24 protein-coding genes are annotated in these 21808 nt (G+C 63.0%); 15 read left to right on the forward strand and 9 right to left on the reverse strand.

What is annotated here, in order from left to right; translation table 11 throughout:
* The first annotated feature begins 36 nt into the window (after positions 1–36).
* A complete protein-coding gene (locus tag UC34_RS07070; protein WP_052811278.1) occupies positions 37–1335 on the forward strand; it encodes an MFS transporter in 1299 nt (432 codons plus the stop codon).
* Positions 1336–1390: 55 nt separating this feature from the next.
* On the opposite strand, the gene UC34_RS07075 is transcribed toward UC34_RS07070, so the two are convergent.
* The 8 genes from UC34_RS07075 to UC34_RS07110 form a co-directional block, all read right to left on the reverse strand.
* A complete protein-coding gene (locus UC34_RS07075; RefSeq protein WP_044454940.1) occupies positions 1391–2089 on the reverse strand; it encodes an EthD family reductase in 699 nt (232 codons plus the stop codon).
* A gap of 76 nt (positions 2090–2165) precedes the next feature.
* The gene (locus tag UC34_RS07080) at positions 2166–3149 is read right to left on the reverse strand and encodes a dihydroorotate dehydrogenase (RefSeq protein WP_084070420.1); all 984 of its coding nucleotides are present in this window, start codon (positions 3147–3149) and stop codon (positions 2166–2168) included.
* Entirely contained in the window at positions 3143–3919 is a 777-nt protein-coding gene (locus UC34_RS07085) for a dihydroorotate dehydrogenase electron transfer subunit (protein ID WP_237165261.1), read from the reverse strand. The genes UC34_RS07080 and UC34_RS07085 overlap by 7 nt, the downstream gene beginning before the upstream one ends.
* A 294-nt stretch (positions 3920–4213) precedes the next feature.
* The gene (locus UC34_RS07090; RefSeq protein WP_044454942.1) at positions 4214–5146 is read right to left on the reverse strand and encodes a catechol 2,3-dioxygenase; all 933 of its coding nucleotides are present in this window, start codon (positions 5144–5146) and stop codon (positions 4214–4216) included.
* A complete protein-coding gene (locus tag UC34_RS07095; RefSeq protein WP_044454944.1) occupies positions 5137–5586 on the reverse strand; it encodes a 2Fe-2S iron-sulfur cluster-binding protein in 450 nt (149 codons plus the stop codon). Before UC34_RS07095 ends, UC34_RS07090 begins: the two co-directional genes overlap by 10 nt.
* On the reverse strand, positions 5567–6298 hold the full coding sequence (locus UC34_RS07100; RefSeq protein WP_044454946.1) for a maleate cis-trans isomerase family protein: 732 nt from the start codon (positions 6296–6298) through the stop codon (positions 5567–5569). The genes UC34_RS07095 and UC34_RS07100 overlap by 20 nt, the downstream gene beginning before the upstream one ends.
* A gap of 71 nt (positions 6299–6369) precedes the next feature.
* Entirely contained in the window at positions 6370–7692 is a 1323-nt protein-coding gene (locus tag UC34_RS07105) for an MFS transporter (protein WP_044454948.1), read from the reverse strand.
* 278 nt (positions 7693–7970) lie between these two features.
* Positions 7971–8633 carry a TetR/AcrR family transcriptional regulator gene (locus UC34_RS07110; RefSeq protein WP_044454950.1) on the reverse strand — a complete coding sequence of 221 codons (663 nt, stop codon included), beginning with the start codon at positions 8631–8633 and terminating at the stop codon, positions 7971–7973.
* A gap of 266 nt (positions 8634–8899) precedes the next feature.
* Here UC34_RS07110 and UC34_RS07115 point away from each other — a divergent pair, with 266 nt between their 5' ends.
* The 8 genes from UC34_RS07115 to UC34_RS07150 are packed head-to-tail and all read left to right on the forward strand — an operon-like array spanning position 8900 to position 14666.
* On the forward strand, positions 8900–10186 hold the full coding sequence (locus UC34_RS07115) for an SRPBCC family protein (RefSeq protein ID WP_044454951.1): 1287 nt from the start codon (positions 8900–8902) through the stop codon (positions 10184–10186).
* 18 nt (positions 10187–10204) lie between these two features.
* The gene (locus UC34_RS07120; RefSeq protein WP_044454952.1) at positions 10205–10591 is read left to right on the forward strand and encodes a hypothetical protein; all 387 of its coding nucleotides are present in this window, start codon (positions 10205–10207) and stop codon (positions 10589–10591) included.
* A gap of 43 nt (positions 10592–10634) precedes the next feature.
* Positions 10635–11051 carry a cupin domain-containing protein gene (locus UC34_RS07125; protein WP_044454953.1) on the forward strand — a complete coding sequence of 139 codons (417 nt, stop codon included), beginning with the start codon at positions 10635–10637 and terminating at the stop codon, positions 11049–11051.
* 8 nt (positions 11052–11059) lie between these two features.
* Positions 11060–11449, forward strand: coding sequence for a hypothetical protein (locus tag UC34_RS07130; protein WP_237165262.1), 390 nt, complete (start codon positions 11060–11062; stop codon positions 11447–11449).
* Positions 11446–12699, forward strand: a complete 1254-nt coding sequence (locus UC34_RS07135) for an NAD(P)/FAD-dependent oxidoreductase (RefSeq protein WP_044454955.1) — start codon at positions 11446–11448, stop codon at positions 12697–12699. The genes UC34_RS07130 and UC34_RS07135 overlap by 4 nt, the downstream gene beginning before the upstream one ends.
* Positions 12696–13241 (forward strand): nuclear transport factor 2 family protein, encoded by a 546-nt coding sequence (locus UC34_RS07140; RefSeq protein ID WP_044454957.1) that lies wholly within the window; start codon positions 12696–12698, stop codon positions 13239–13241. The genes UC34_RS07135 and UC34_RS07140 overlap by 4 nt, the downstream gene beginning before the upstream one ends.
* The gene (locus tag UC34_RS07145) at positions 13234–13617 is read left to right on the forward strand and encodes a non-heme iron oxygenase ferredoxin subunit (protein ID WP_052810932.1); all 384 of its coding nucleotides are present in this window, start codon (positions 13234–13236) and stop codon (positions 13615–13617) included. Before UC34_RS07140 ends, UC34_RS07145 begins: the two co-directional genes overlap by 8 nt.
* Positions 13614–14666, forward strand: a complete 1053-nt coding sequence (locus tag UC34_RS07150; protein WP_044454958.1) for an asparaginase — start codon at positions 13614–13616, stop codon at positions 14664–14666. Before UC34_RS07145 ends, UC34_RS07150 begins: the two co-directional genes overlap by 4 nt.
* Before the next feature lie 90 nt (positions 14667–14756).
* Here UC34_RS07150 and UC34_RS07155 read toward each other — a convergent pair whose 3' ends face one another.
* Positions 14757–15665, reverse strand: coding sequence for an AraC family transcriptional regulator (locus UC34_RS07155; RefSeq protein WP_044454959.1), 909 nt, complete (start codon positions 15663–15665; stop codon positions 14757–14759).
* 211 nt (positions 15666–15876) lie between these two features.
* Between UC34_RS07155 and UC34_RS07160 the strand changes: the two genes are divergently transcribed.
* The 6 genes from UC34_RS07160 to UC34_RS07185 all read left to right on the forward strand — a co-directional run bounded on the left by UC34_RS07160 (position 15877) and on the right by UC34_RS07185 (position 21805).
* Entirely contained in the window at positions 15877–16632 is a 756-nt protein-coding gene (locus UC34_RS07160) for an SDR family NAD(P)-dependent oxidoreductase (protein WP_044454960.1), read from the forward strand.
* Between the two features lie 226 nt (positions 16633–16858).
* Positions 16859–17446, forward strand: a complete 588-nt coding sequence (locus UC34_RS07165; RefSeq protein ID WP_044454961.1) for a TetR/AcrR family transcriptional regulator — start codon at positions 16859–16861, stop codon at positions 17444–17446.
* A gap of 178 nt (positions 17447–17624) precedes the next feature.
* A complete protein-coding gene (locus UC34_RS07170) occupies positions 17625–18119 on the forward strand; it encodes a hypothetical protein (protein WP_044454962.1) in 495 nt (164 codons plus the stop codon).
* A 471-nt stretch (positions 18120–18590) separates the two neighbouring features.
* On the forward strand, positions 18591–18770 hold the full coding sequence (locus UC34_RS07175) for a DUF3311 domain-containing protein (RefSeq protein WP_044454963.1): 180 nt from the start codon (positions 18591–18593) through the stop codon (positions 18768–18770).
* Positions 18771–20264: a monocarboxylate uptake permease MctP gene (gene mctP, locus UC34_RS07180; RefSeq protein WP_044454964.1), complete on the forward strand. Its 1494-nt coding sequence runs from the start codon at positions 18771–18773 to the stop codon at positions 20262–20264. It begins immediately after the preceding gene.
* Positions 20265–20503: 239 nt separating this feature from the next.
* Entirely contained in the window at positions 20504–21805 is a 1302-nt protein-coding gene (locus tag UC34_RS07185; protein WP_084070422.1) for an ABC transporter substrate-binding protein, read from the forward strand.
* The last annotated feature ends 3 nt before the right edge of the window (positions 21806–21808 follow it).

The raw sequence follows: 21808 nt of genomic DNA on the forward strand, positions 1-21808 counted from the left end.
CTTTCGGTGATGCTCAGCCAACTGATGGAACGCCACATGACTCAGCCGTCCGCCCCTTGCTCGCGCGATACCGTTGTCGCCCCGACGCCTTGCGCTCCTGCCTCGCCTGTCTTGCCGACACCCGTTGCGCCTCGCGTGCTTACCACGCCGTTGACGATCTTTTTCGCCGCAGCCGTCGGCGTCATCGTTGTGAATCTTTCGGCGCCACAGCCGTTGACCGGTCCGATCCGCCAGGCATTGGGACTTCCCGACGCGCTGGCCGGACTGATTGCGATGTTTCCCCAGCTGGGCTACGCGGCGGGTCTGCTACTGCTCGTGCCGCTATGCGATCTGCTCGAGAATCGACGGCTCATCGTCCGTACGCTCACCTGTTGCGCCGCGTTTCTCGCGATGGCGGCATTGGCGCAATCCGGTGGCGTATTCCTGACATGCGTGTTGCTGGCCGGCGCGACGTCGAGCGTCATCCAGATGCTGGTGCCGATGGCCGCGTCGATGGCGCCGGAGAGCCACCGCGGGCGCGCGGTCGGCAACGTGATGAGCGGCTTGATGCTTGGCATTCTGCTATCGCGCCCGTTGGCCAGCCTGATTGCCGGTACCGTCGGATGGCGGGCGTTTTACGGTCTCGAGGCGTTGGCCGATGCGTTGCTCGCGACGGTGCTGTTCTTCCGCTTGCCGGACCACACGCCGCAGACGGGGGCGCGATATCCAGACCTGCTGCGCTCGCTCTGGACGCTGATACGTACCGAACCGGTGCTGCGCCTGCGCGCCGCGCAGGCTGCACTCGCGCTCGGCGCATTCAGCGCCTTCTGGACGTCAATTGCGTTGTTGCTCGCACAAGCCCCGTTCTCGTTGGGCACGTCGGGCATCGCGCTGTTTGCCCTCGCAGGGGCGACCGGTGCGATCGTGACACCGCTCGCCGGTTATCTGGGCGATCGTGGCGCAGGTCGCACGACACAGTTCGTCTCCCATCTCGCGATGTTCGTTGCGGTGTTCATGCTCGGTGTCGCCGGCGCGGGGTGGGCGGGATTTTCCGCCGGGACGCATCCGGCGCTGGCACTCGGTCTGCTGGTGGCGGGCGCGGCGACGCTCGACGCCGGGGTAATCGCCGACCAGACGCTGGGTCGGCGTGCGATCAATCTTATCAATCCGGCCGCGCGCGGACGCCTGAACGCCCTCTTCGTCGGCATCTTTTTCGTCGGCGGGGCGCTGGGGGCCATGCTCTCGGGCGTCGGCTGGGCGTGGTTCGGCTGGACGGGCGTGTGCGTCGTTATCCTGAGCTTTACGGTCGCACTGTTCGTGCTCGGATGCCTGGGCCGTGCAACGCGGGGTCACTGACATCGACACCGCTGTCGTGGGCGCGTTGCGCCGACGCCCAACGCACGGTGTGGCGTTATGGCCTGAGGGTGAGCGTCGCCATGGGGTGATGAATATTACTGCCCGAGAACCGCGGGAATTTTTCGAAATCGGCCCGCATGGCATGGCGCACCGGCGAGTTCATGGCCGCCGTAATGGCTTCGGGGCTGTCGAACACGAGCTTGTTCCGTTGCATGTAATGCACCCTGCGCCATGGCATGGCGTCGAGCCAGTCAACGCGCGTGAAGATCTCGATTTCGCGCACCCCATCGAAGTGCTGCATGATCTGCGGATGATGGGTCAGGTAGTAGTTGATCCACGCATCGAAATCCTCGGCCTGCCCAGGGTAATGCACGAGGAAACTGCACGGCAGTTCCCCATCTCGCGTGCGCAACGAAGGATCGTCGACGGGGAACGGCCGGCGCGCCATCGCCTGCTGCGTGACATCGCAGCCCGCCAGACTCGGCAGCGAGGCGCGGGCGAGCGCCTGCAAGTGGCCATCCTGCGCGATGGCCTGCTCGAGTTCGGCAATTGTGTCGTAGTCCAGTTGCAAGGCGAATATCGGCGATGGACCGTCGTCGGTGTAGAAGTCCGTTGCCGATTCGGGTGTGTACAGCCGGGCTCGCCGCAGGTTCCGTGTGGCGAGCACGATGGTGCGCACGCAGTCGAGATCTTCGACGCGGATACGGGCATCGCTATCCGGATGGTGGAAAGTGACGAGATAGGAGAAGTGCATGTCTGGCCTCGGCATGGCAAGGAGTCGGGACGGGCGCGTCGAATGACTGCGCCCGTACGTGCGCGCACCCGCAGATCTAACCGGCGAATGCGCCCGTTGCGCCCGCAACGGGCGCTTCGGCATACTCGGACTGCGTTACGGTAAGGGGCACGGGGGCCGCCGGGATCATGGCGCCAACGAGATCCGAGACGCGCGCCACGCCGTGACGCAGACAATATTGTTCGATGCCGTCGATGATGTCCGGCATCGCATTGGGCGAGACGAAGTTGGCCGTGCCGACCTGAACCGCGCAGACGCCCGCGAGCAGATATTCGATGGCGTCCTCGGCGCTCGATATGCCGCCGCAACCGATCACCGGAATCGACACCGCATTCGCGCATTGGTAAGCAAAGCGCAGCATGACGGGCTTCGTGGCGCGCCCCGTCAGGCCCCCCATGAGATTGGCGACACGCGGGCGCCGCGTCTCGACATCGATGCCCATGGCAAGTAGCGCGTTGCTCGCGACGATAGCGTCGGCGCCGGCCGCCTCGGCAGCCTGCGCGACACCGATGACATCGCAGGCATTGGGCGTCATTTTCGGCCACACCGGCAAATCGACGGCCGTCTTCATCGCGCGCACGACCTGGTACGTCGCGTCAGGATCCATGCCGAACGCCTTGCCGTCTTTCTTCAGATTGGGGCAGGACACATTGGCTTCGATCGCGACCACGCCGCTTCGGGCGAGCTTGGCGGCCAGCGCACCGAACCCCTCCACCGTGTTGGCGGAAATGCTGGCAACGACCGGTGTGCTGTAGTCCCGATAGTGAGCCAGCGTTTCTTCGAGGTAGTAACTCACACCCTTGCTCGGAATGCCGATGGAGAAGAGCGTTGCGTCTCGATATTCGGCCAGCCTGGGAGGCGGGTTGCCTTCCCGGATATCGTCGGTAATGGTCTTGGTGACGATTGCGCCAAGGCGGTTGAGGTCGAAGACGCTGGCCATGCCCTCCGCAAACGTGCCGGAGCCGGGCATCACGGGATTGGCGAGCACCACGTCGCCGATGCTGACCTGCATGTCTACCATGTCACGGTCTCCTGAAGATCGAATACCGGCCCGTCCCAACACACCCGGCGATAGGAAAGCTCATCACTGTGCGGCGTTTTGCGGAAAGGACGCACACAGGCGTAACACGCCCCGAGCGCACAGCCCATATGTTGTTCCAGCGCGATTTCCCCCCGAACACCGAGCTGTGCCCCCAGTTTTTGCAGCAGCAGGAGCAAACGGTTGGATCCGCACGTCGCGAACCTGTCGAACGGTGTGCTCTCGTGCTGCGACCGGAGGATCGCCTCGATGTGTGCCGGCGTGCTGTTACCGTCCTCATCCGTCACGACGATGACGTTTGCCCCCACGGCGCGCAGATAGGCGTCCGACATGACGAGCGAGCGGTTGCGCGCGCTCAGGATGGCCGTCACTCGCGCGCCGCGCTCGACGGCGGCCTGCGCGAGCGGTGCCAGTGTGGCGAGCCCGACACCGCGCGCGAGCAGCAGCAGGTGACGCAGATTCTGCGGCAACGAGAAGCCGTTGCCTACCGGGCCCATCGCATCCAGGGTGTCGCCGATTGAAAGCGACGCAAGGCCTCGGGTACCGGCGCCCTGGACCTTGTACAGAAACTCGATCGTGCCCTTGTCGGCGCAGCTTCGATAAAGGCTCATCGGGCGACGCAGGAACGGCGTGTCATCGCCGACACTCGGGCATCGCAAATGGAAGAACTGACCGGGACGCACCGTCGCGGCTGCCTGGGGCGCCAGGGCGACGAGATGCCGATATTCATCGTTGACGCGCTCGTGACTCACGATGCGGCACCGGTTTTCGGCGACGGGAAAGGCACAACATGTCGGGCCCGCGCGTTCTGCGGGTGGCTCGACAACGGACATCATGATGCTCACGGAATCGCTCCTCGGTGGTGGGCATTCACATCCCGGCGCGCGCTGAACCCTACATAAGCGCCCCGAATCTTCAATGCCAATTTTTGCTGGTAATGCGTTGTGAGACGTCAGGCAAAAAATCTGCGATGTAACGGGGCGCCGCGACGGGCACAGGCGCCACGAGAACGGTGCGCTCACCCGGCGCACTCAAGGGGGATGTCCTTACGTGAGCACGTTGAGGAAGGCCTCGTTGAGTTTGCGATCGTGATAGAAGATCGCCTTGCCGATTTCCGATTCCGTCCAGGTAATCGTCGGCTTGTCCGGATAGTGGATGTATCCGCCGGAAAATACTTCGTTCCGGTTTCCGGACGGATCGAAGAAATAGATGGTCTCGCCGCGCGATATGCCGTGTCGTGTCGGGCCGATGTCCAGCGACACGTCGCGCTTCGAGATGATGTCGGCGGCCCGCAGCACCTCACCCCAGTTGTCGAGGCTGAACGAGGCATGGTGGAACTTGTTTTTCTCGGGGTGCCGGATGAATGCGACGTCATGCGCCTTGTTCGAGCATGTCAGGAAAGCGCCGATCATCATGTTCTCGGGGCCAGCCACCACTTGTTCGGAAAGCGCAAACCCCAGCACGTCGCGAAACAGGGTCACGGTGCCATCCAGATCGTCGCCATAGAGCAGACAATGATCGAAGCGGCCCGGCGCCATACCGCGCAACCCGTCGGGCCACGGGTCGGGATTGACGTCGCCGGTCGCACAGCCGAGCTTGTCACGGTGCGCGAAGAGCTCGATCGAATGACCCGTGGGAATCGTGAATCGCAAGCGGCGTCCGGTATGGGCAAGCTCGCCGGCCGGACGCCACTCGAGATCGCGGGCCAGATCGCAACGCGCGAGTTCGCCGGCCAGGCGCTCGAGGGTTGCTTCCGAGTCGACGCGAAATCCCATGTAGTCCATGCCGGCACGATCCGTTTCGCGCAGGATCACGCTGTGATGATCGTGCTCGTCCCACGCCTTGAGGTATACGCGTCCCTGATCGTCACGCCCCGTCTCGATCAATCCGATGACCTCGGTGTAATGGGTGAGCGCCGCTTGCATGTCGAGCACTCGCAGCGCCACGTGTCCGGGGCGCAATACGCCAGTCAAAGCCATTGCTTGTCTCCTTGATTGTCTTGTTGTGAATCATCGCCATCGCCGACGCATGTCGTCGCACGAGCGGCGTTCGTCGCTGCCGTGACAGATTGGCTGGCGCGAGTCACGCAGCGGTGCATTGTCGTGTCGAGCGTGATGCGCACGGGGCTTTGCGGATAGGCGCGGCACGCGAGCACAACGCCCTGTCGCTCCTCTTGCTCGCTCACGCACGCGCGGCTCATTTTCTCCAGCCGACAGACGCCGGCGGCGATGCGCACCTTGCACACGCCGCATCCGCCGCTGCGGCAACCGATTGGGATGCCGCGCTTTCCGAGGCGCTCCATGCCGCGTAGCAGACTTTGCTGCGCATGGCATTGGAATCGCTCGCCGACGCCCTCGATCTCTATCTCGAACGTGTCCGAAAGCACGCTCGCCGTCGGTTTACCGTGCGCGGGGCGCATCGAATTCCCCTGCGAGCAGTCGCCCGTAGCGGGTGGGACGCTCGGCGAGGCCAAGCGCGCGCAGGCATTTCCATAACAATGCGGCGTTGCTGGCGATGACCGGCCTGTCCAGACGTGCCTCGATCTCGCCAAGCACCGGACTTAACTGGATACCTGCGCAACTGATGAGCAGCGCGTCGGCCCCCTGCAAGTCGAGCTGCAAGGCGCGCTCGAGCCAGACTTCCGGGGCGATCTCGCCCTGCTGGACAGGGGTTGTGCAGGCGAACGCGCGCTCTGCCACGACCTCGATCCCCTGTGCGCCCAGGAACGCCATTTCCATCTCGACGACGGCCCGGGGATACGGCGTCATCAGCGCGATGCGTTTTGCGCCCACGTGAGACAAGGCATCGAGCACGGCGTCCGTGGTCGTCGTCGCCGTGATGCCGGTGACCGCTTCGATGCGCTGGTTGATCGTCGCCGCGCCCACCGCCATGCTCGCCGCTGTGCAATTCATGGCGATCAGGTCAACGGCGGCATCGGCCAACAACCCGGCGTGCGTTTCGACATCGACGACGAGCGCGCTGTCGTCCTCCAGTCCCGTGCGCCTGAAGGGAAGCCGCGTCGTCACGAACTGGACACCTTCGGGCGCCATCGACTGGATCTCGAAGTCACATAGCCCTCCGGAAGGGTAGAGATGTCCGATCCGTGCGCGATGTCCAAATCCCAAACTCATAATTCACCTCATGTACTGCGTTCAAACGTTGTCTGTCGAAGGCCGGCGGCGCTGGCGCGTGGCCTCCGTGCTCATCGTCTTGCCGTGTCGGCAATGTGGGCCGGCGTTGGCGCGAGGAACACGGCGATTGCGGCCGTGGCGGCGGCAATGGAGAAGATGAGGAAATTCCAGGTGGGCGCCACGTTCAGCCCGGCGACGTAGCCGCCGAGCACCGGCCCGGTCATCGCGCCGAATCGCCCGACACCCACGGCCCAGCCGGTGGCGGACCCGCGTGCATGAGGGGCGTAGTAGTTGGCGATGTAGCCGAGCAGCACGAGCGCGACAGCAATGCTCCCGAATCCCGCGCAGGCCACGAGCACGTAGTTCACGGCCAGGCTGTTCTTGTATGACAGCGCCGTGATGGAGACGGCGCCAAGCAGGAACGAGAGCGTGATGGTCACGCGTGGCCCGAAGCGATCCGCGATGCGGCCGATCACCACACCGCCGACGGCCGCCGCCAGATTGAACACGGCAAAAAAGGCGAGACTCGAGCCGAGGTCGTAGCCATTCTTGCGCATGATCTGGGGCAGCCAGGAACCGAGTCCGTAAATCACCATCACCCCGGCAAACTGAGCGACCCATAGCATGCAGGTGCCGAACGCATTGGTCTTCGAAAATACCTCGGTCATGATTTCGCGCAACGACGCGCGAGTGTCCGACGGCGCTGCGGCCTGTACCGTGAGTTGCATGCCGAGCTTTGAAGCGAGCGCGCTCGCACGCGCATGTTGGCCGTTGCGCACGAGGTACTCCAGCGATTCGGGTAACCACAGCATCAATGCCGGGATGAACAATAGTGGCAACGCGCCGATGGCAACGATGGCATGCCAGCCGTAGTCGGCCATGTACGCCATGCCGGTAAGTGCCGAGACCAGGGCGCCTATCGGATAACCGGAGTACATCAATGCAAAATTGAGATTGCGCTTTTCCGGCGGCGAATACTCGACGGTCAGGGCCGCGGCCACCGAAATGACGCCGCCAAGACCCAGTCCACCGATGCCTCGGACGATGCCGAAAATCAGCGGTGTGGGCGCCCAGACGGCGGCGAGCATCGAGAGCGAGAACAGCGCGACACAACCGATCAGCATGGGTTTGCGTCCGGCCAGATCACTCAAAGGGCTGATGACATAGGCGCCGAACAGCGTGCCGATCAACGCGGCACTACTCATCTGGCCGAGCTCGAGCGGCGTCAATTGCCAGCGGGAATCGGCGAGCAGCGCGGGCGTGATGGTTCCCATCACGCCGATGTCGTAACCCTCCGACAGGATCGCGGCCCAGCACAGGAACAACACAAGAAACGTCGTTTTCTGAGGGATCGCGCCGGTTCGAACTTCGCCGGGAACATTGGCGGCATGCATATGGGATCTCCATTTCCACGATTGAGTGACGCGCGCTTCGGCAAGAGGTCATGCCGCCGATTGGCGTGCGTTCAATAAATAGTGGCATTTAATTATATTGATCTGAAGCTGGAGTAAACCCTTGTCTTGGGGCGAGCGTGTGCCGACACCGGATGGGGCGGTGTCGGCGAGTGAAGGCTCGCAGAGGGGGGAGGTAGGGGTGAGAGTCGGTGGCGCTATTCGTCGGCGTACGCGCATGATTGCGGCCGCCGACGATCGCGTGTCTGCGCTATGCAGACTTATGCCGACGTTTTGCGTTGTTGCGCGGCGTCGCGCTGCCGGGGCGCGCGAGCCGTTGCGGCCTTGGTCGGCTTGCTGGTTTTTACGTTCTCCGGACCCAGAATCAAGTCTGTGAGCAGCGTTGCGATGGCATCGAGGTCGCGGGTGTCGCCAATGCGGCTGTTGATCGTAAATCCATCGTATGCCATCCACAACACGTGGGAGAGCAGCGTGTCGGTGGCGATGCGCGCATGTTCCCCGGAAAGACTCTCGGCGATCATCTCCGAGAGAAAGGTCTCGCACCGGCGAAGGAGATCGTTCGGCTTGTGAAGGTCTCTCGGTGCGCTGGCGAGCGCCTCGATCATGCCGTTGCCAAACGATTGGTCGGCCGTTGGAATATCGCCCCATAGCCCGATGATGATGCGCTTCAGGCGCGTTCGCGGCGTGGGGAATTTTCTGACAGCTTCGCGAAGCGTGGTCAGTTGGCGCAAGAGCCACGGCGAGTAGATCTCGTAATAGATCAGCAACTTGGAGTCGAAATACACATACAGGTTGGCTACTGTCATGCCGGACGCCTTTGCGATCTCGGTCATGGTCGTTGCCGTATAGCCTTTGCGGCAGAACAGATCAAAAGCGGCCGCTTCGATCGCGTCGCGCATCTCTGCCTTCTTGACTTGCGCCATGCGTACCCCGTCAGCAATCGCGCGCCCTGGGCGCGCTGGGTTTCCTGAAGTCGTTGTTCGAGTCAACGACGGATTGTATTCAATATTCTACCAAAGGGACTGCCTGGTCCTCCATGAGCTCACTTAGTGCCCATGGCAGTGGGGTTTTCCCGAAGAAATCGCCCTTCGTCGGCAAAACGCCTTGACAACAAATTTCCATCAAAAAATAATGATATTTAATTTTAGTTTGTCAGCGGCAGCGTGCCGCGTTTGAGGAGATCAAGGCGATGAAATCTGCAGTCGAGCCGAGCGCGGCATTTCTTACCGACCGCTATCCGGAGTTAGGGCGGGGGCCTGTTTCGGTCGAGCCCTATGTTTCGCCCGAGTACTACGAGCGCGAGAAGGTACATATCTTCAAGAAGACCTGGCTTCAGGTCGGTCGGGTGGAGGAGATTCCGAAGGCGGGAGACTATTTCGTCAAGGAACTGGCGGCATGCGATACCGAAGTCATCGTGGTGCGCAACAAGGCCGGACAGATTCGTGCGATGCACAACGTCTGTGCGCACCGGCTGAATCAGGTCGTGTACGAGAAGTGTGGCAACACGCGCAAGTTCTTCTGCAAGTTCCACGGCTGGGCGTATGACCTCGACGGCAAGCTCACCGGCGTGCCGGACGAAGCGTGCTTCTTCGACCTGGACAAAGCCGACTACGGGCTTACGCAAGTGTCCTGCGATGTCTGGGAGGGCTTCATCTTCGTCAACATGGACCCGAATCCGGCCCAGACGCTGGCGGAGTTCATGCGCCCCGTGTATGGCGATGTCGAGGGTTATCCGTTCGACAAGCTCACCTGCGGTTTTGCGTGGACCAGTGTGGTGAACTGCAACTGGAAGCTGGCGCTCGACGCTTTTCAGGAGGCGTACCACGTGGCCTACATCCACGGCAATTCGATTGCCGACGCTATCGACAAGAGCGAAGGCGGCAGTATGCGACCGCTCGACGTCGTGTGCGGCGATCTGCACCGCCGTCTGTCGCTGGCAGGCAATCAGAAATCGGTCTACGGGAACCCGAAGGCCGTGACCTCGGGTGGCGCCGCAGCGCAGGAGGCGCTTGCCGAATCTGCGGCGTCGCGTCCGATCGCGGCGGCTGCGCTACGCGCCGGCATGGGGAGCGCGCGTCACGAATTTCCGCTCGACGGCTTGCCCGAAGGCGTGAACTGGACCAAGCATCCCAATTGGTTGTTCGACATCAACGTCGTTTTCCCCGACTTCTACCTGTCGCTGCGTCCGAATTACTGTCAGGCCTACAACTTCCGGCCCATCGCTCATAACAAGACGCTGTTCGAAGGGCGCGTGTACTACCCGGAGATGACGACGGCCGGAGGCCGTTTCTTCCAGGAATACATGAAAGTGGCGCTGCGTGACGTGTTGCTCGAAGACATGAGTACCGTCGAGCGCACGCAACTCGCTGCGCAGACCGGCGCCAAGCAACACATGGTGCTGCAGGACGGCGAGGTGCTCGTGCGCCACGGCGCGCACGTGGTCGATCGTCTGGTCAATGCCGCCCAATCCGTCTGAACTCCGGAGATAGCCACCATGCAAGAACAAGTTATCGATGTTTCGGCGCTCGGCGCCCATCGTCCGGTCGAATTTCCCGAGGCTTTCTCTCATCTGAGGCCCTACGCCGCATGGAGTCTCGATACCGAGACTGCACGCAACATCAAGCGCCATGCCACACCGATGGAGGAAATCCGCAGCTTCGTCGACGTCATGTTGTCGTCGCTCGATGCGATTTTTGCGTACCTCGATGAATTCGATCTCGCGAATCTTCCGCCCCCGGCAAGGGCGCTCATGAACATGACGCTCAGCCTGGCCGAAGTGGCGCCCGCCGTGGAGTTTTATGGGCAGCAGGCGGTTATCGATGGTTTTGACCCGCGACGCTTTCATGCGGATGACCACTTTGTGCTCTCGCCGCGCTTTTGAGCCGGGCAAGAAATGCAGGATGAATGCAAACGGAGTTAGCAACATGCCGAAATGTCGCGTGTTCGCCATTGACGACAACCTCAAGGAAGTTGTTCACGATGGCCTTTACATGAAGCACCTGTTTGGCGAGTCGGTGAGTGTCGCGGTGGTGAAGTTCGTTGCCCGTGCGGGCGCCGATCTGCCGGCGAAGTCGCACGATCACGGCGAAGAGGCGTCATTGCAGGTCAGCGGGAGCTGCACGGTATACGAAGGCGAAGGGGCCGAGGGAGATGCGGCGTTCGTGATGAATCAGGGCGATGCATTGCTGATTCCTCCGGGCATGCGTCACTACGGACGCAATCGCTTCGCGCCGGCGGGCATCAGCCTGCGTCTGAACGTGGTCACGCCGCCGCGCAAGGAGTACGGCGCGGAGGACACCGTCCCCTACTATCCGTTGGCCAGCCGTGGGGGTGAGAAATGAGCGAGAGCATGCATGTCCCGACCCCTGGCGACCGTCGCCGCGATGACCCGCATTGCGAGCGCGTGCCGAATCCGGTCGACATACCCGCGAGCCACGCGAGCGGCGAATCTCTGGACATCGAGATTCGTGTCATGCGCCAGGGTGAGCAACTTTGGCGAGACGCGGGAACGACCGGAGAGGAAGTGGCGGCGGTGGTCGATGGCGAGTTCACCATCGAAGCGGCCGACGAACGCTATCGACTCTCGAGAGCAGAGGGCATCATCATCCCGCCGGGCGAGGCGCGTCGATGGACTTGCGAGACGTCGCGCGGAACCTTGTACCGTGTCGTCAACCGGTCCGCGCTCAGGGCGACGGGTCACGACGTGGTGGATGCCGCGAGCGAGGGAGCGGGGTCATGACGGCGGCAGAGCACATCGTCATCGTCGGTGCCGGACACGCGGGTGGCCGTGTCGCACAGCATTTGCGCGAGAGCGGCTATCCGCACGCCATCACGATGGTGGGGGATGAACCGGGCGATCCGTACGAACGTCCTGCGTTGTCGAAGGAGTTTCTGCTGGGGCAGGCCGATGCGGCCTCCCTGGCGATCGCGCCGCAGACGTTCTGGGCCGCGTCCAACGTGCGACGGGTACGCGCCCGGGCAAGCGGGCTCGATGCGGCGCGCCGCACATTGACGCTCGACGACGGTACCGCGTTGCCGTTCGATCGTCTGGTTGTCGCGACCGGCGGGCGTGCCCGCCGAGCGCGCGTGCCGGGCGGCGATGCCCCCGGTATCCACACGCTGCGCACACTGGAAGACAGTGAGCGCCTGCGCGAGGCCTTGAAAGGCGCACGGCGCGCAGTGATCGTGGGGGCCGGCGTCATCGGCATGGAATGTGCGGCGAGCGCTGCGTCGATGGGGGTGAAGGTGACGGTGCTCGAAGCCGGCGCCGGGATCCTCGGGCGGTGCTTGCCCGCGCCGGTCGCCCGCTGGCTCGCCGGGGTGCACGCGGCCAACGGGGTTCGCATCTTCACGAATGTTCAGGTAACGGGGATCTCGCACGATGCGTCCGCGCCATGGCCATGGTGCGTCGCGACGACGATGCCCACCGGCGAGCCTGCCGAATATCAGGCAGACGTCGTGCTGTGCGCCGTCGGCATCGACTGTTCGGTGGACTTTCTGCTCGACAGCGGTATCGGGACCCGCGATGGCGTGCTCGTCGACGAGCGTTGCAGCAGTCCCGTCGCACCGTGGTGTCTTGCTGCGGGCGACGTGGCGCTCACGCCACATCCCCGATATGGCGCCGCGATCCGTCAGGAAACCTGGCGCAATGCCGAAAACCAGGCGCGCGCCGTCGCCGAATTTCTCCTGGGACGGCGGGACCCTTACGTCGAGACACCATGGATGTGGACCGATCAATGGGGGCACAACATTCAGGTTGTCGGGCATCCGGCGCCGGGCGACGAGTGGGTCATCCGGGAGAGCGAGGCACACGTACCCGCAGTGACATTTTTCCTGCGCGAAGGACGGCTCGCCGGCGGCGCGCTCGTCGATTGTGGCCGCGACCGCCGCTATCTGGAGCGGCTGGTGGATGCGCAGGCGACCTTGGACGTCGCACGGCTTCGCGACAGGTCGGTCAGCCTCAAGTCACTGGCACAGGAGTCCGTATGACGACGCTCGAAGCGCGCCTATCGGTGCTCGAATCGATCGAGGCGATCCGGGCCCTCAAAGCGCGCTACGCCGCGCTTGCGGACGCCAAGTACCGACCGGATTACACGCGGGTCGGCGACGCCGAGATGGCGAGCATTGCACGCGCGCAGTCGGAATGCTTTACGGCGGACGCTGTGTGGGACGGTGGCGGCGATTTCGGTGATTCACGGCATGGGCGCGAGGCGCTCAGGCAGTGGTTCCTGAACTCGCCATGGCGCTTTGCCATGCATTACTACGGCAGTCCGTGCATCGACGTGGGCGTGGACGGCGATCAGGCCAACGCAACGTGGCGCTTATGGCAGATCGCGCTGCGCGAGGACAACGGCGAGGCGGTCCTGCTCTGTGCACTGACCAAAGAGGCATACCGTCGCGACGCCGCCGGGATGTGGTTGTGCTCACACATGCGGTTCGACGAAGTGCATATGGCCCCGTTACATGGCGTCGCCGGCACACTGGCGCGCACGTTCGATCAGTTGGTACCAAAGGATGACAGACATGACTGAAACCGAAAATCCGCCGGTTGCCGCACAGGCCGGCGCGCAGCGCGAGGTGGCGATTCAGTGGGTGCGCGTCGGCGCTCGCGCCGAACTGTTCGCCGACAGCCCTTGCCATGGGGCAACGCTGCACGGACGCAAGATCGGCATTTTCGATGTGGACGGCAACGTCTACGCGCTCGACGACGTTTGCACGCATGGCAATGCCTTGCTGTCCGACGGGGAAATCGACGGCCACGAGATCGAGTGTCCGCTACACGCCGGGGCATTCGATGTTCGCGATGGGCGCGCGCTGTGTTCGCCTGTCACGCGCGGGGCGCGATGCTATGCCGTCAAGGTGGAGGCGGGCGACGTCTTCGTGGCAATGGCGGGAGACGACGCATGAGCGAAACGGAAGTGCGGGAGCGCGACTTGCAGGCGCCGCAGGAGCGATTGAAGCGAGTGGCCGTGATCGGCACCGGCGGGACTTTCGCCATGCATGCGCGCCACCGTTTCGATTGGATCGAATACGGCGAGAGCGGCGTCGTTCACCCGATTGCACAGGTGCTGGAGGACTTGCGCGACCTTGGCAGCGTCTCGGAAAACGTGGAGCTTGTGCCAGTGCCTTTCCGTGCCATCGGAAGCACTGCAATTTCCGCGGACGACTGGATGGCATTGGCTCGTCTCGTACGGGAGACGGTCGACATGCACCCTGCGTTGGACGGCATCGTCGTGACGCATGGCACGGCCACGATGGAGGAGACGGCGTGGTTTCTGTCGTTGGCGCTCGATCTGGATATTCCCATCGTATTGACGGGGGCGCAGCGTCCGGCCAACACCGCGGGCAGCGACGCCCCTGCCAACCTGCGTGCGGCGCTGGCCGTCGCGAAATGCCCGGCGGCGCGTGGACTGGGCGTGCTGGTCGTCATGGACGGGTGGGTGTACGACGCGCGGGATGTCACGAAGGCGTCGAGCTTTGATCTGTCGGCTTTCGAAGCGCCACCGTTCGGGCCGCTCGGTCGGGTCGATGCCAATGGCGGGGTCCATATTGCGCGAGCGCCGCGGCGGCCGCGCGTGCTGCCGACTGCCGAACGGCTCACCGGGCAGGCAATGCCTCGCGTGGACATCGTACTGTCATATGCGGGCGCTGATGGCGCGCTCGTACGCGCTTGCGTGGATGCAGGGTGCCGAGCCATCGTTTGTGCCGGATTGGCCCCGGGCCGGCCCGCGGGTGGACAGGCGGCCGCACTGGCAGAAGCCGCGCGCAACGGGGTGGTCGTGGTGCAGTCGACACGTGCGGCGCGCCCCATGGTGCCCGAGCAGGCCTTTTTGCGTGCAGACGGCATGCTGGCAGGTGGCGACCTTGCGCCTCAGAAGTTGCGAATTTTTCTGATGTTGGCGCTCACGCAAACGTCCTCTCTCGAGACGCTACGGCAGTGGCTGCGTGACATTTAGGGTCGGGTTTGGGCAGGATTCTGGTTGGATTGGAGCCGGACAGTTGGCGCGCACGCGCTGCGCGAGATGGCCATGACCGTGCCCCATCCCTCACGACGTCAACACCGATGTGGCGTGCTCGTCGGCGCCGCGCGTCGCATCGACGTCCTGCGCGGGCGGCAGTCCGAACATCCGACGGTATTCCCGGGTGAATTGCTGAACGCTCTCATAGCCGACCGCGAAGGCCGCGCTGCTCGCCGACATGGCTTCGGAGATCATCAGGCGACGCGCTTCGATCAGGCGTAGCTGCTTTTGGAATTGCAGTGGCGAAAGCGACGTCGCCAGACGAAACCGCTTGTAGAACGACGAAAGACTCATCCCGGCGGCGTCGGCCAGACGCTCCATCGGCAGCGGTCGGGCGAAATCTGCGCGAAGCATGGCAACCGCCCGGGAAATGCGCTGCGCGTGGCTCTCGGGCCAGCCGAGTTGTCGGATCACCGGCCCATGTTTGCCGACCAGCAGCCAGTAGTGCATTTCACGCAGCGCCTGTGTCTGAAGCACGGGCAGGGCAGCGGGGCGCTCGATCAGGCGCATCAGTCGAAGGGCGGCGTCTGCCACTTCTTCGTCGGATGGCTCGTTCGCTATCGGCGCGTCGTGAGGCGTTGGCGCGAGCTTCATCTCGATGGCGAGTTCCGCGATGGTCGCCAGGTCGAGATCGAAAATCAGCGACAGGTACGGTTCGGTAGCGCTTGCCTGCGTCACCTGGCTGACCGTGGGCACATCCGACGTAATGAGCAAAGAGTCGCCCGCGCTGAACGTAAAATTCTGCGCGCCCATGGACACGCGCTTGACGCCCTGCAGGACGAGACACGCCACCGGTCGGGAGATCGCATAATCGATGCCGCTCGGGCGCGTCGCCCGAATGAGGCTCAGCCCGCGAATCGGCGCACGTGCCACGCCGGCCGGGTCTGCATAGGTCTCGGTGTATCTGCGCACCGCGTCGCGCAATGTGTCGTTCATGTCTCCTGTCCCTCGCCCCCTGTCCCTCGCCCCCTGTCCCTCGCCCCCCATCGCCTCATCGTGATGGCACAGGCAGCATCGTAACGAGATTCGACGGCGCGTGACGCAACTTCGGAGAAAAAGGCCAAGGACGGAGCGAATCAGGCAAAGGTGTCGGCGACGGTACGCCGCAGAATCGGCATCTCCATTTCCATCACTCAAGGAGTTCGCCATGCGCAAGATTTCTCTCGTCACCGGTGCCAGTCGCGGTCTGGGCCGTAATACCGCACTGTCGATTGCCCGACGCGGCGGCGATGTCGTCGTGACATACCAGCGCCGGGAAGCGGAGGCGCAGGCAGTCGTGGCCGAGATCCAGGCGTTGGGCGGCAAGGCGCTTGCGTTGCCGCTCGACGTGGGGAACGTCGCCACGTTTGCCGACTTCGCCGCGCGTCTCAAGTCCGGGCTTTCCGCCACTTGGGGACGCGACACCTTCGATCACCTCGTCAACAATGCCGGTCATGGCGAGGTCGCGCCACTTGCCGAGATGACGGTGCCGGCCTTCGACAAACTGGTCGACGTCCATTTCAAAGGGGTGTTTTTCCTCACACAGCAATTGTTGCCGCTGATTGCCGATGGTGGTCGGATCATCAACCTCTCGACTGGCCTCACCCGAGTTAGCGCTGAAGGTTGGTCCGCGTACGCGGCAGTCAAAGGCGCCGTCGAGGTGCTGACCGTCTATATGGCGAAGGAACTGGGGCGTCGCAAAATTGCCGTCAACGTGGTGGCGCCGGGGGCCATCGAAACCGACTTCTTCGGCGGTGCGGTGCGCGACACGCCAGCGTTCAATCGTTTTTTCGCCGAGATGACGGCATTGGGCCGGGTCGGCGTGGCCGACGACGTCGGCCCGATGATTTCGAGTTTGCTCTCGGAAGACAACCGCTGGGTCAACGCGCAGCGCATCGAAGTGTCCGGCGGCCAAGGAATCTGATAGCGCAAAAGGGGGCGGGCAGCATTGCCCCCATCCTGCCTGAATTGGGGCCGCCTCTCACTTGTGCATCCATGACGCTGACTGGCGTCATCGTCACTTGTCCGATGGCTTGACACGGAACCAACCAACTAGTAGATTGGCTGGCATTGAACGCATCGATCGGCCCCCACGGTATTGGGCGCGCCCCCAGGACCGATGCCCCTCTGAACCTATCGAGCGCAGGATCATGACTGTCGAGCTGTCTCCCCGGGCCACTGAAATCGCCGAGCACACCAAGCAACTGCTGGCAGCGGGCGGTTACCACGGGTTCAGCTATGCCGACCTTTCTGCACGTGTGAACATTGGCAAGGCCAGCATTCATCATCATTTCCCGAGCAAGGCGGATCTCGTGTTGACGGTGGTCCGGCGCCATCGCGAGCAGGCGAGGGAGGGGCTTGCCGCACTCGACGGCCACGTGCCGGATCCGACGGCGCGCCTGGCGGCTTACACGAATTACTGGTCGGACTGCATTCGCGACGGCACGATGCCGGTGTGCATCTGCGCGATGCTCGCCGCCGAACTGCCCATGATCCCGCAGGAAATCGCGGACGAAGTCCGAGGCTATTTCGGTGATCTGGCCGGGTGGATTGCGCGAGTTCTCGAGACAGGGGCCGCACAAGGCCAGTTCGCGCTGCGCGGCAGCGCGCAGGTCGAAGCGCAAACGTTCATGTCCACGGTGCACGGCGCGATGCTCACGGCGCGCGCACAGGGGAATGCCGAAGCGTTTCAGGCAATTTCGCAGGTGGCCATCGGCTGCTTGCGTGCAACTTACTGAGACGACTGATCCGGTCGTTGCGGCGACGCAGTCAGCAGGAAGGGCGCTACGGCGCTCTATTTTTGATGTTGTAAGACAACCAACTAGTTGGTTGTTTTTGGAATCCACACCTATCTGTCTCGCGATGCGCCAGCGCCATGGTGAGACGGGGCAACCACTTCACAGGGAGTCCTTTGCCATGCCTCATCCCATTTCAACGTTGGGCGCGGGTCACACCGTCGTCAGTCTCGTGACGTTTGCTGCCGGGTTGTACAGCTTCATTCGCTATCGGAACATCGAGCGCAGCACACCTGCCGGCCGCGTGTATTTGGTCGGAATGCTGATCTCGGTGCTGACATCGTTCGGCTTGTCGAGTACCGGGGGTTTCAACGTCGGCCATGCCCTCGGCATTCTCGCGTTGCTTGCGACCTTGGGCGGTCTCGTGATTCCGGGCCTGACGTTTCTCGGACGCGCACGCCCCTATCTGTCGCAGTTGGCGTTCGCCTTCAGCTTCTTCCTGCTCATGGTGCCCGGCATCAATGAGACGCTCACGCGATTGCCCACGAGTCATCCACTGGCCAGTGGCCCGCAATCGCCGCTTGTCCGGGGGGCGCTCGCGGCGTGGCTGGGCATTTTCGTGATCGGGGCCATTGCCCAATTCGTGTGGCGTCGTACACAGCGTAGCCGCGCCTGATTGGCGCAGATGTCCCGAGCCGCGCACCCGCCTGCGTTGCCGCCGTGCGCGGCCCCGACCTTGTCCGGGCTGCGTGGCGTACAGCAGAGCCCGGGGCAAACCGCAAAAAGACCGACGCCCAAATTCCTTTGGCTATTTCGATGTCATTCTTTCAACGGCGCCATTCGAATTAATAAACGATGAAAATTCCTTGACGCCCGGAATGTGCGATTCAATTGAAGCTCCATAGCGGCGTAAGTCTATGCAATGTAAAAATAAATTTCGTTGATTTCGCCAATTAAAACCGGAATAAAGCGAATTGAATTCGGCCTTGCGTTTTGGCAAGCGCAACATCCCCTTAAACCCCATCGATCCTTGATTTCGCAGGCTTTTCGGGCACCCCGGCAAATCCTCCATCGTTCCGCTAGAGTGTATTCACGTGTGATTGCCATGCGCTTTCGCCGGATGAATAACAAGAGGAGATCTGTTGAAATGCGGTTATTGCTATTGCTGCCGTTCATCGGCTTGTTGTGGGTGCCGTTCTACAATCGGGAATTGCCTTCACTCTGGGGCTTTCCTTTCTTTTATTGGTACCAGTTCGCGTGGGTACCGTTGACCTCGCTACTGATCTGGATCGTGTTTCGAGATGGTCTGAAGAAAGGGGACGAGTAAATGGGCGCCGGGATCAACTGGACCGCGTTGGCGGTCTTCGTGTTTTTCTTTGTCCTCGTGACCGTCATGGGTTTCTGGGCATCGCGCTGGATGTCGGGACCTTCGCATAAAGGCGCGCATCTGGACGAGTGGGGACTGGGCGGGCGCAACTTCGGCGCCTGGATCACTTGGTTTCTCGTCGGTGGCGACTTCTATACCGCCTACACCGTGATTGCCGTGCCTGCGCTCGTGTATGCCGTTGGCGCTTACGGCTTCTTTGCACTGCCGTACACGATTCTCGTCTACCCGATCGTCTTCCTCATCATGCCCAAGCTGTGGCACGCCGCGCACAAGGCCGGCCACGTGACGGCCGCCGATGTCGTGTACGGTCGTTATCAGTCGCGCCCACTGGAATTCGCGATTGCGATCACCGGCGTGGTGGCCACGATGCCGTATATCGCCTTGCAACTGATCGGAATGGAAGTCGTGATCAAGGCGCTCGGGCTGACGGGGGAATTGCCGTTGCTCGCCGCCTTCGTCATTCTGGCGCTGTACACGTACTCGGCAGGCCTGCGCGCGCCGGCGCTCATCGCGTTCGTCAAGGACCTGATGATCTACATCGTGGTGCTGGTTGCGGTCGTCGTGGTGCCCGCCAAGCTGGGCGGCTATGGCGCCGTGTTCGACACGGCGCGCGATGTCTTCGCGAAAAAAGGCGGCGCCACGGGCCTGACGCTGGGACCGGCGCAGTATCTGCCGTTCGCCACGCTAGCGCTCGGTTCGGCCATGGCGGCGTTCATGTATCCGCATACGCTTACCGGCATCTTCGCCGCTCGCGACGCCAATACGATCCGCAAGAACGCCGTATTCCTGCCGGCCTATACGGTGCTGCTCGGCCTGATCGCGTTGCTCGGCTTCATGGCTTACGCCGCCGGCGTGAAGGTCCAGACCAACAACGACGTCGTGCCCGCGCTGTTCAATGGCCTGTTCCCAAGCTGGTTCGCGGGCTTCGCGTTCGCCGCCATCGCCATTGGGGCGCTGGTGCCGGCCGCCGTGATGTCCATCGGCGCATCGAACCTGTTCACGCGCAACTTCTGGAAGCCTTACGTCAACCCGGGGATTTCGAACGAGGGGGAGGCGAAGGTCGCCAAGGTCGTGTCGCTGGTAGTGAAGCTCGGCGCGCTGGTGTTCATTCTTTTCCTGCCGACGCAGTTCGCCCTCGATCTGCAATTGCTGGGCGGTGTCTGGATTCTGCAAACCTTTCCGGCGCTGGTGTTCGGTCTGTTCGTGGGCTGGTTCGGCGCTCGCGCGTTGCTCGCGGGCTGGGCGTTCGGTATCGTTTGCGGCAGCTGGCTGGCGTTTGCGGACGGCATCAAGCCCGTGCACACGTTCGTGCTGGGCGGCGATAAATACTCGATGTATACCGGCCTGATTGCGCTGGCGGTCAACATCGTCGCGGCCGTGCTTGCGAACGTGGTGCTCGGCAAGGGCGCACGCCCGGCGCTGCGCAGTGCGTAGGGAGTAGGGAGTAGGGAGTAGGGAGTAGGGAGTCGGGAGCCGGGAGCCGGGGGCCGCATCGAACGTCGTTGCGACACCGCGTGAAGCTTGCGCAGTGTCGCACGACAGAAGCGAATTGCAATCCCGCATCGCGCGAATATGCTTTGCGCAAACAATTGCTTAGGTGACGCATTCCACGGTCGTAGGATCTGAACTTTCCCTCAGTTCCTAACGTTCTCACGCATGTGAAGGCCGTCACCATGGCAAATCCGTTCCGACTCCCGCAGTGGTTCGCCTCTGCATCGCAGGCCGTCTCCCGGGGCTCTTTCCAAGTATCTTCACCCTCGGCTTCGACGTCCGCTTCACCCTTCGCCTCCCACCGTCTGCCCCGCCGGCTGCCGCGCAAGCTGCTCACGCTGAGCGCCGCGCTCGCCGTGGCGGTCGCGGCGCTGCATCTGCGTCCGGTGCAGGCGGCGCCGGCATCCGGCGAGCCGGTATGGGTCGGCGTGTCCGGGCCTGTCACCGGGCAGAACGCGCAGTATGGCCTGCAATGGAAACGCGGTTTCGACCTCGCGCTCGACGACATCAACGGTGACGGCGGCATCAAGGGGCGTCCATTGAGTCTGGATTTCCAGGACAGCCAGAGCGATCCGCGCCAGGCCGTCGCCATCGCGCAGAAGTTCGTGGGCGACCCGCGCATTCTCGTGGAACTGGGTGACTTCTCCAGTCCGGCGTCGATGGCGGCCTCGCCGATCTATCAGCGCGGCAAACTGATTCAGTTCGGTTTCACGAACTCGCATCCGGACTTCACGAAGGGCGGCGACTACATGTGGAGTACCTCGATCAGCCAGGCCGAAGAGCAACCGCTGCTGGCCGAATTCGTCGTTCGCCAGCTCGGCCTCAAGCGTGTGGCCGTGCTCTACCTGAACACCGACTGGGGGCGCACGAGCAAGGACCTGTTCGTGAAGGCCGCCGAGCAGTACGGCGCGACGGTCGTGGCGGCCGAAGGCTATCAGCCCGACGAAAAGGACTACCGCTCAACGCTCGTTCGCGTGCGCGACGCCAAACCGGACAGCCTTGTACTGATTTCCTATGCCCCCGACGGCGCGCAGATCGTGCGTCAGGCCCGGCAGGCCGGCGTGACGCTGCCGACCGTTGGCGCCAGTTCCCTGTACTCGCCCAAGTTCCTCGAACTCGGCGGCGCAGCAGCGGAGGGCGTTCACCTGGATTCGAATTTCTTTCCCAACGATCCGCGTCCGGAAGTGCAACGCTTCGTGACCCGCTATCGCGCCAAGTATCAGCAGGAACCGGACGCCTTCGCCGCCCGCGCCTACGATGCGCTGCTTGTGACGGCAACCGTGCTGCGTGAGTACGGCGCTTCACGTGAGGCCGCCCGCAAGGGTTTTGCGCAGATCAAGGACGCACCGAGCGTGGTCTTCGGCAAAGTCGCCTTCGATCCGCAAACGCGCCGGGTCGCCCAGGCGAAGAACGTTCATCTGATCGTCAAACAAGGCCAGTTCGTCGTGTGGCAGACCGACCCGGCCAAGGTGGCCGCGAAGTAAGCC

It is taken from the genome of Pandoraea vervacti, assembly GCF_000934605.2.
In the GTDB taxonomy this organism is placed as follows: Bacteria; Pseudomonadota; Gammaproteobacteria; order Burkholderiales; family Burkholderiaceae; genus Pandoraea; species Pandoraea vervacti.

What these genes read in the sequence shown, in the direction of transcription:
- UC34_RS07070 (WP_052811278.1), top strand. Translation starts at nt 37, where the DNA reads ATGACTCAGCCGTCCGCCCCTTGCTCGCGCGATACCGTTGTCGCCCCG.
- UC34_RS07075 (WP_044454940.1), bottom strand. Translation starts at nt 2,089, where the DNA reads ATGCACTTCTCCTATCTCGTCACTTTCCACCATCCGGATAGCGATGCC.
- UC34_RS07080 (WP_084070420.1), bottom strand. Translation starts at nt 3,149, where the DNA reads ATGGTAGACATGCAGGTCAGCATCGGCGACGTGGTGCTCGCCAATCCC.
- UC34_RS07090 (WP_044454942.1), bottom strand. Translation starts at nt 5,146, where the DNA reads ATGGCTTTGACTGGCGTATTGCGCCCCGGACACGTGGCGCTGCGAGTG.
- UC34_RS07095 (WP_044454944.1), bottom strand. Translation starts at nt 5,586, where the DNA reads ATGCGCCCCGCGCACGGTAAACCGACGGCGAGCGTGCTTTCGGACACG.
- UC34_RS07100 (WP_044454946.1), bottom strand. Translation starts at nt 6,298, where the DNA reads ATGAGTTTGGGATTTGGACATCGCGCACGGATCGGACATCTCTACCCT.
- UC34_RS07105 (WP_044454948.1), bottom strand. Translation starts at nt 7,692, where the DNA reads ATGCATGCCGCCAATGTTCCCGGCGAAGTTCGAACCGGCGCGATCCCT.
- UC34_RS07110 (WP_044454950.1), bottom strand. Translation starts at nt 8,633, where the DNA reads ATGGCGCAAGTCAAGAAGGCAGAGATGCGCGACGCGATCGAAGCGGCC.
- UC34_RS07115 (WP_044454951.1), top strand. Translation starts at nt 8,900, where the DNA reads ATGAAATCTGCAGTCGAGCCGAGCGCGGCATTTCTTACCGACCGCTAT.
- UC34_RS07120 (WP_044454952.1), top strand. Translation starts at nt 10,205, where the DNA reads ATGCAAGAACAAGTTATCGATGTTTCGGCGCTCGGCGCCCATCGTCCG.
- UC34_RS07125 (WP_044454953.1), top strand. Translation starts at nt 10,635, where the DNA reads ATGCCGAAATGTCGCGTGTTCGCCATTGACGACAACCTCAAGGAAGTT.
- UC34_RS07130 (WP_237165262.1), top strand. Translation starts at nt 11,060, where the DNA reads ATGCATGTCCCGACCCCTGGCGACCGTCGCCGCGATGACCCGCATTGC.
- UC34_RS07135 (WP_044454955.1), top strand. Translation starts at nt 11,446, where the DNA reads ATGACGGCGGCAGAGCACATCGTCATCGTCGGTGCCGGACACGCGGGT.
- UC34_RS07140 (WP_044454957.1), top strand. Translation starts at nt 12,696, where the DNA reads ATGACGACGCTCGAAGCGCGCCTATCGGTGCTCGAATCGATCGAGGCG.
- UC34_RS07145 (WP_052810932.1), top strand. Translation starts at nt 13,234, where the DNA reads ATGACTGAAACCGAAAATCCGCCGGTTGCCGCACAGGCCGGCGCGCAG.
- UC34_RS07150 (WP_044454958.1), top strand. Translation starts at nt 13,614, where the DNA reads ATGAGCGAAACGGAAGTGCGGGAGCGCGACTTGCAGGCGCCGCAGGAG.
- UC34_RS07155 (WP_044454959.1), bottom strand. Translation starts at nt 15,665, where the DNA reads ATGAACGACACATTGCGCGACGCGGTGCGCAGATACACCGAGACCTAT.
- UC34_RS07160 (WP_044454960.1), top strand. Translation starts at nt 15,877, where the DNA reads ATGCGCAAGATTTCTCTCGTCACCGGTGCCAGTCGCGGTCTGGGCCGT.
- UC34_RS07165 (WP_044454961.1), top strand. Translation starts at nt 16,859, where the DNA reads ATGACTGTCGAGCTGTCTCCCCGGGCCACTGAAATCGCCGAGCACACC.
- UC34_RS07170 (WP_044454962.1), top strand. Translation starts at nt 17,625, where the DNA reads ATGCCTCATCCCATTTCAACGTTGGGCGCGGGTCACACCGTCGTCAGT.
- UC34_RS07175 (WP_044454963.1), top strand. Translation starts at nt 18,591, where the DNA reads ATGCGGTTATTGCTATTGCTGCCGTTCATCGGCTTGTTGTGGGTGCCG.
- mctP (WP_044454964.1), top strand. Translation starts at nt 18,771, where the DNA reads ATGGGCGCCGGGATCAACTGGACCGCGTTGGCGGTCTTCGTGTTTTTC.
- UC34_RS07185 (WP_084070422.1), top strand. Translation starts at nt 20,504, where the DNA reads ATGGCAAATCCGTTCCGACTCCCGCAGTGGTTCGCCTCTGCATCGCAG.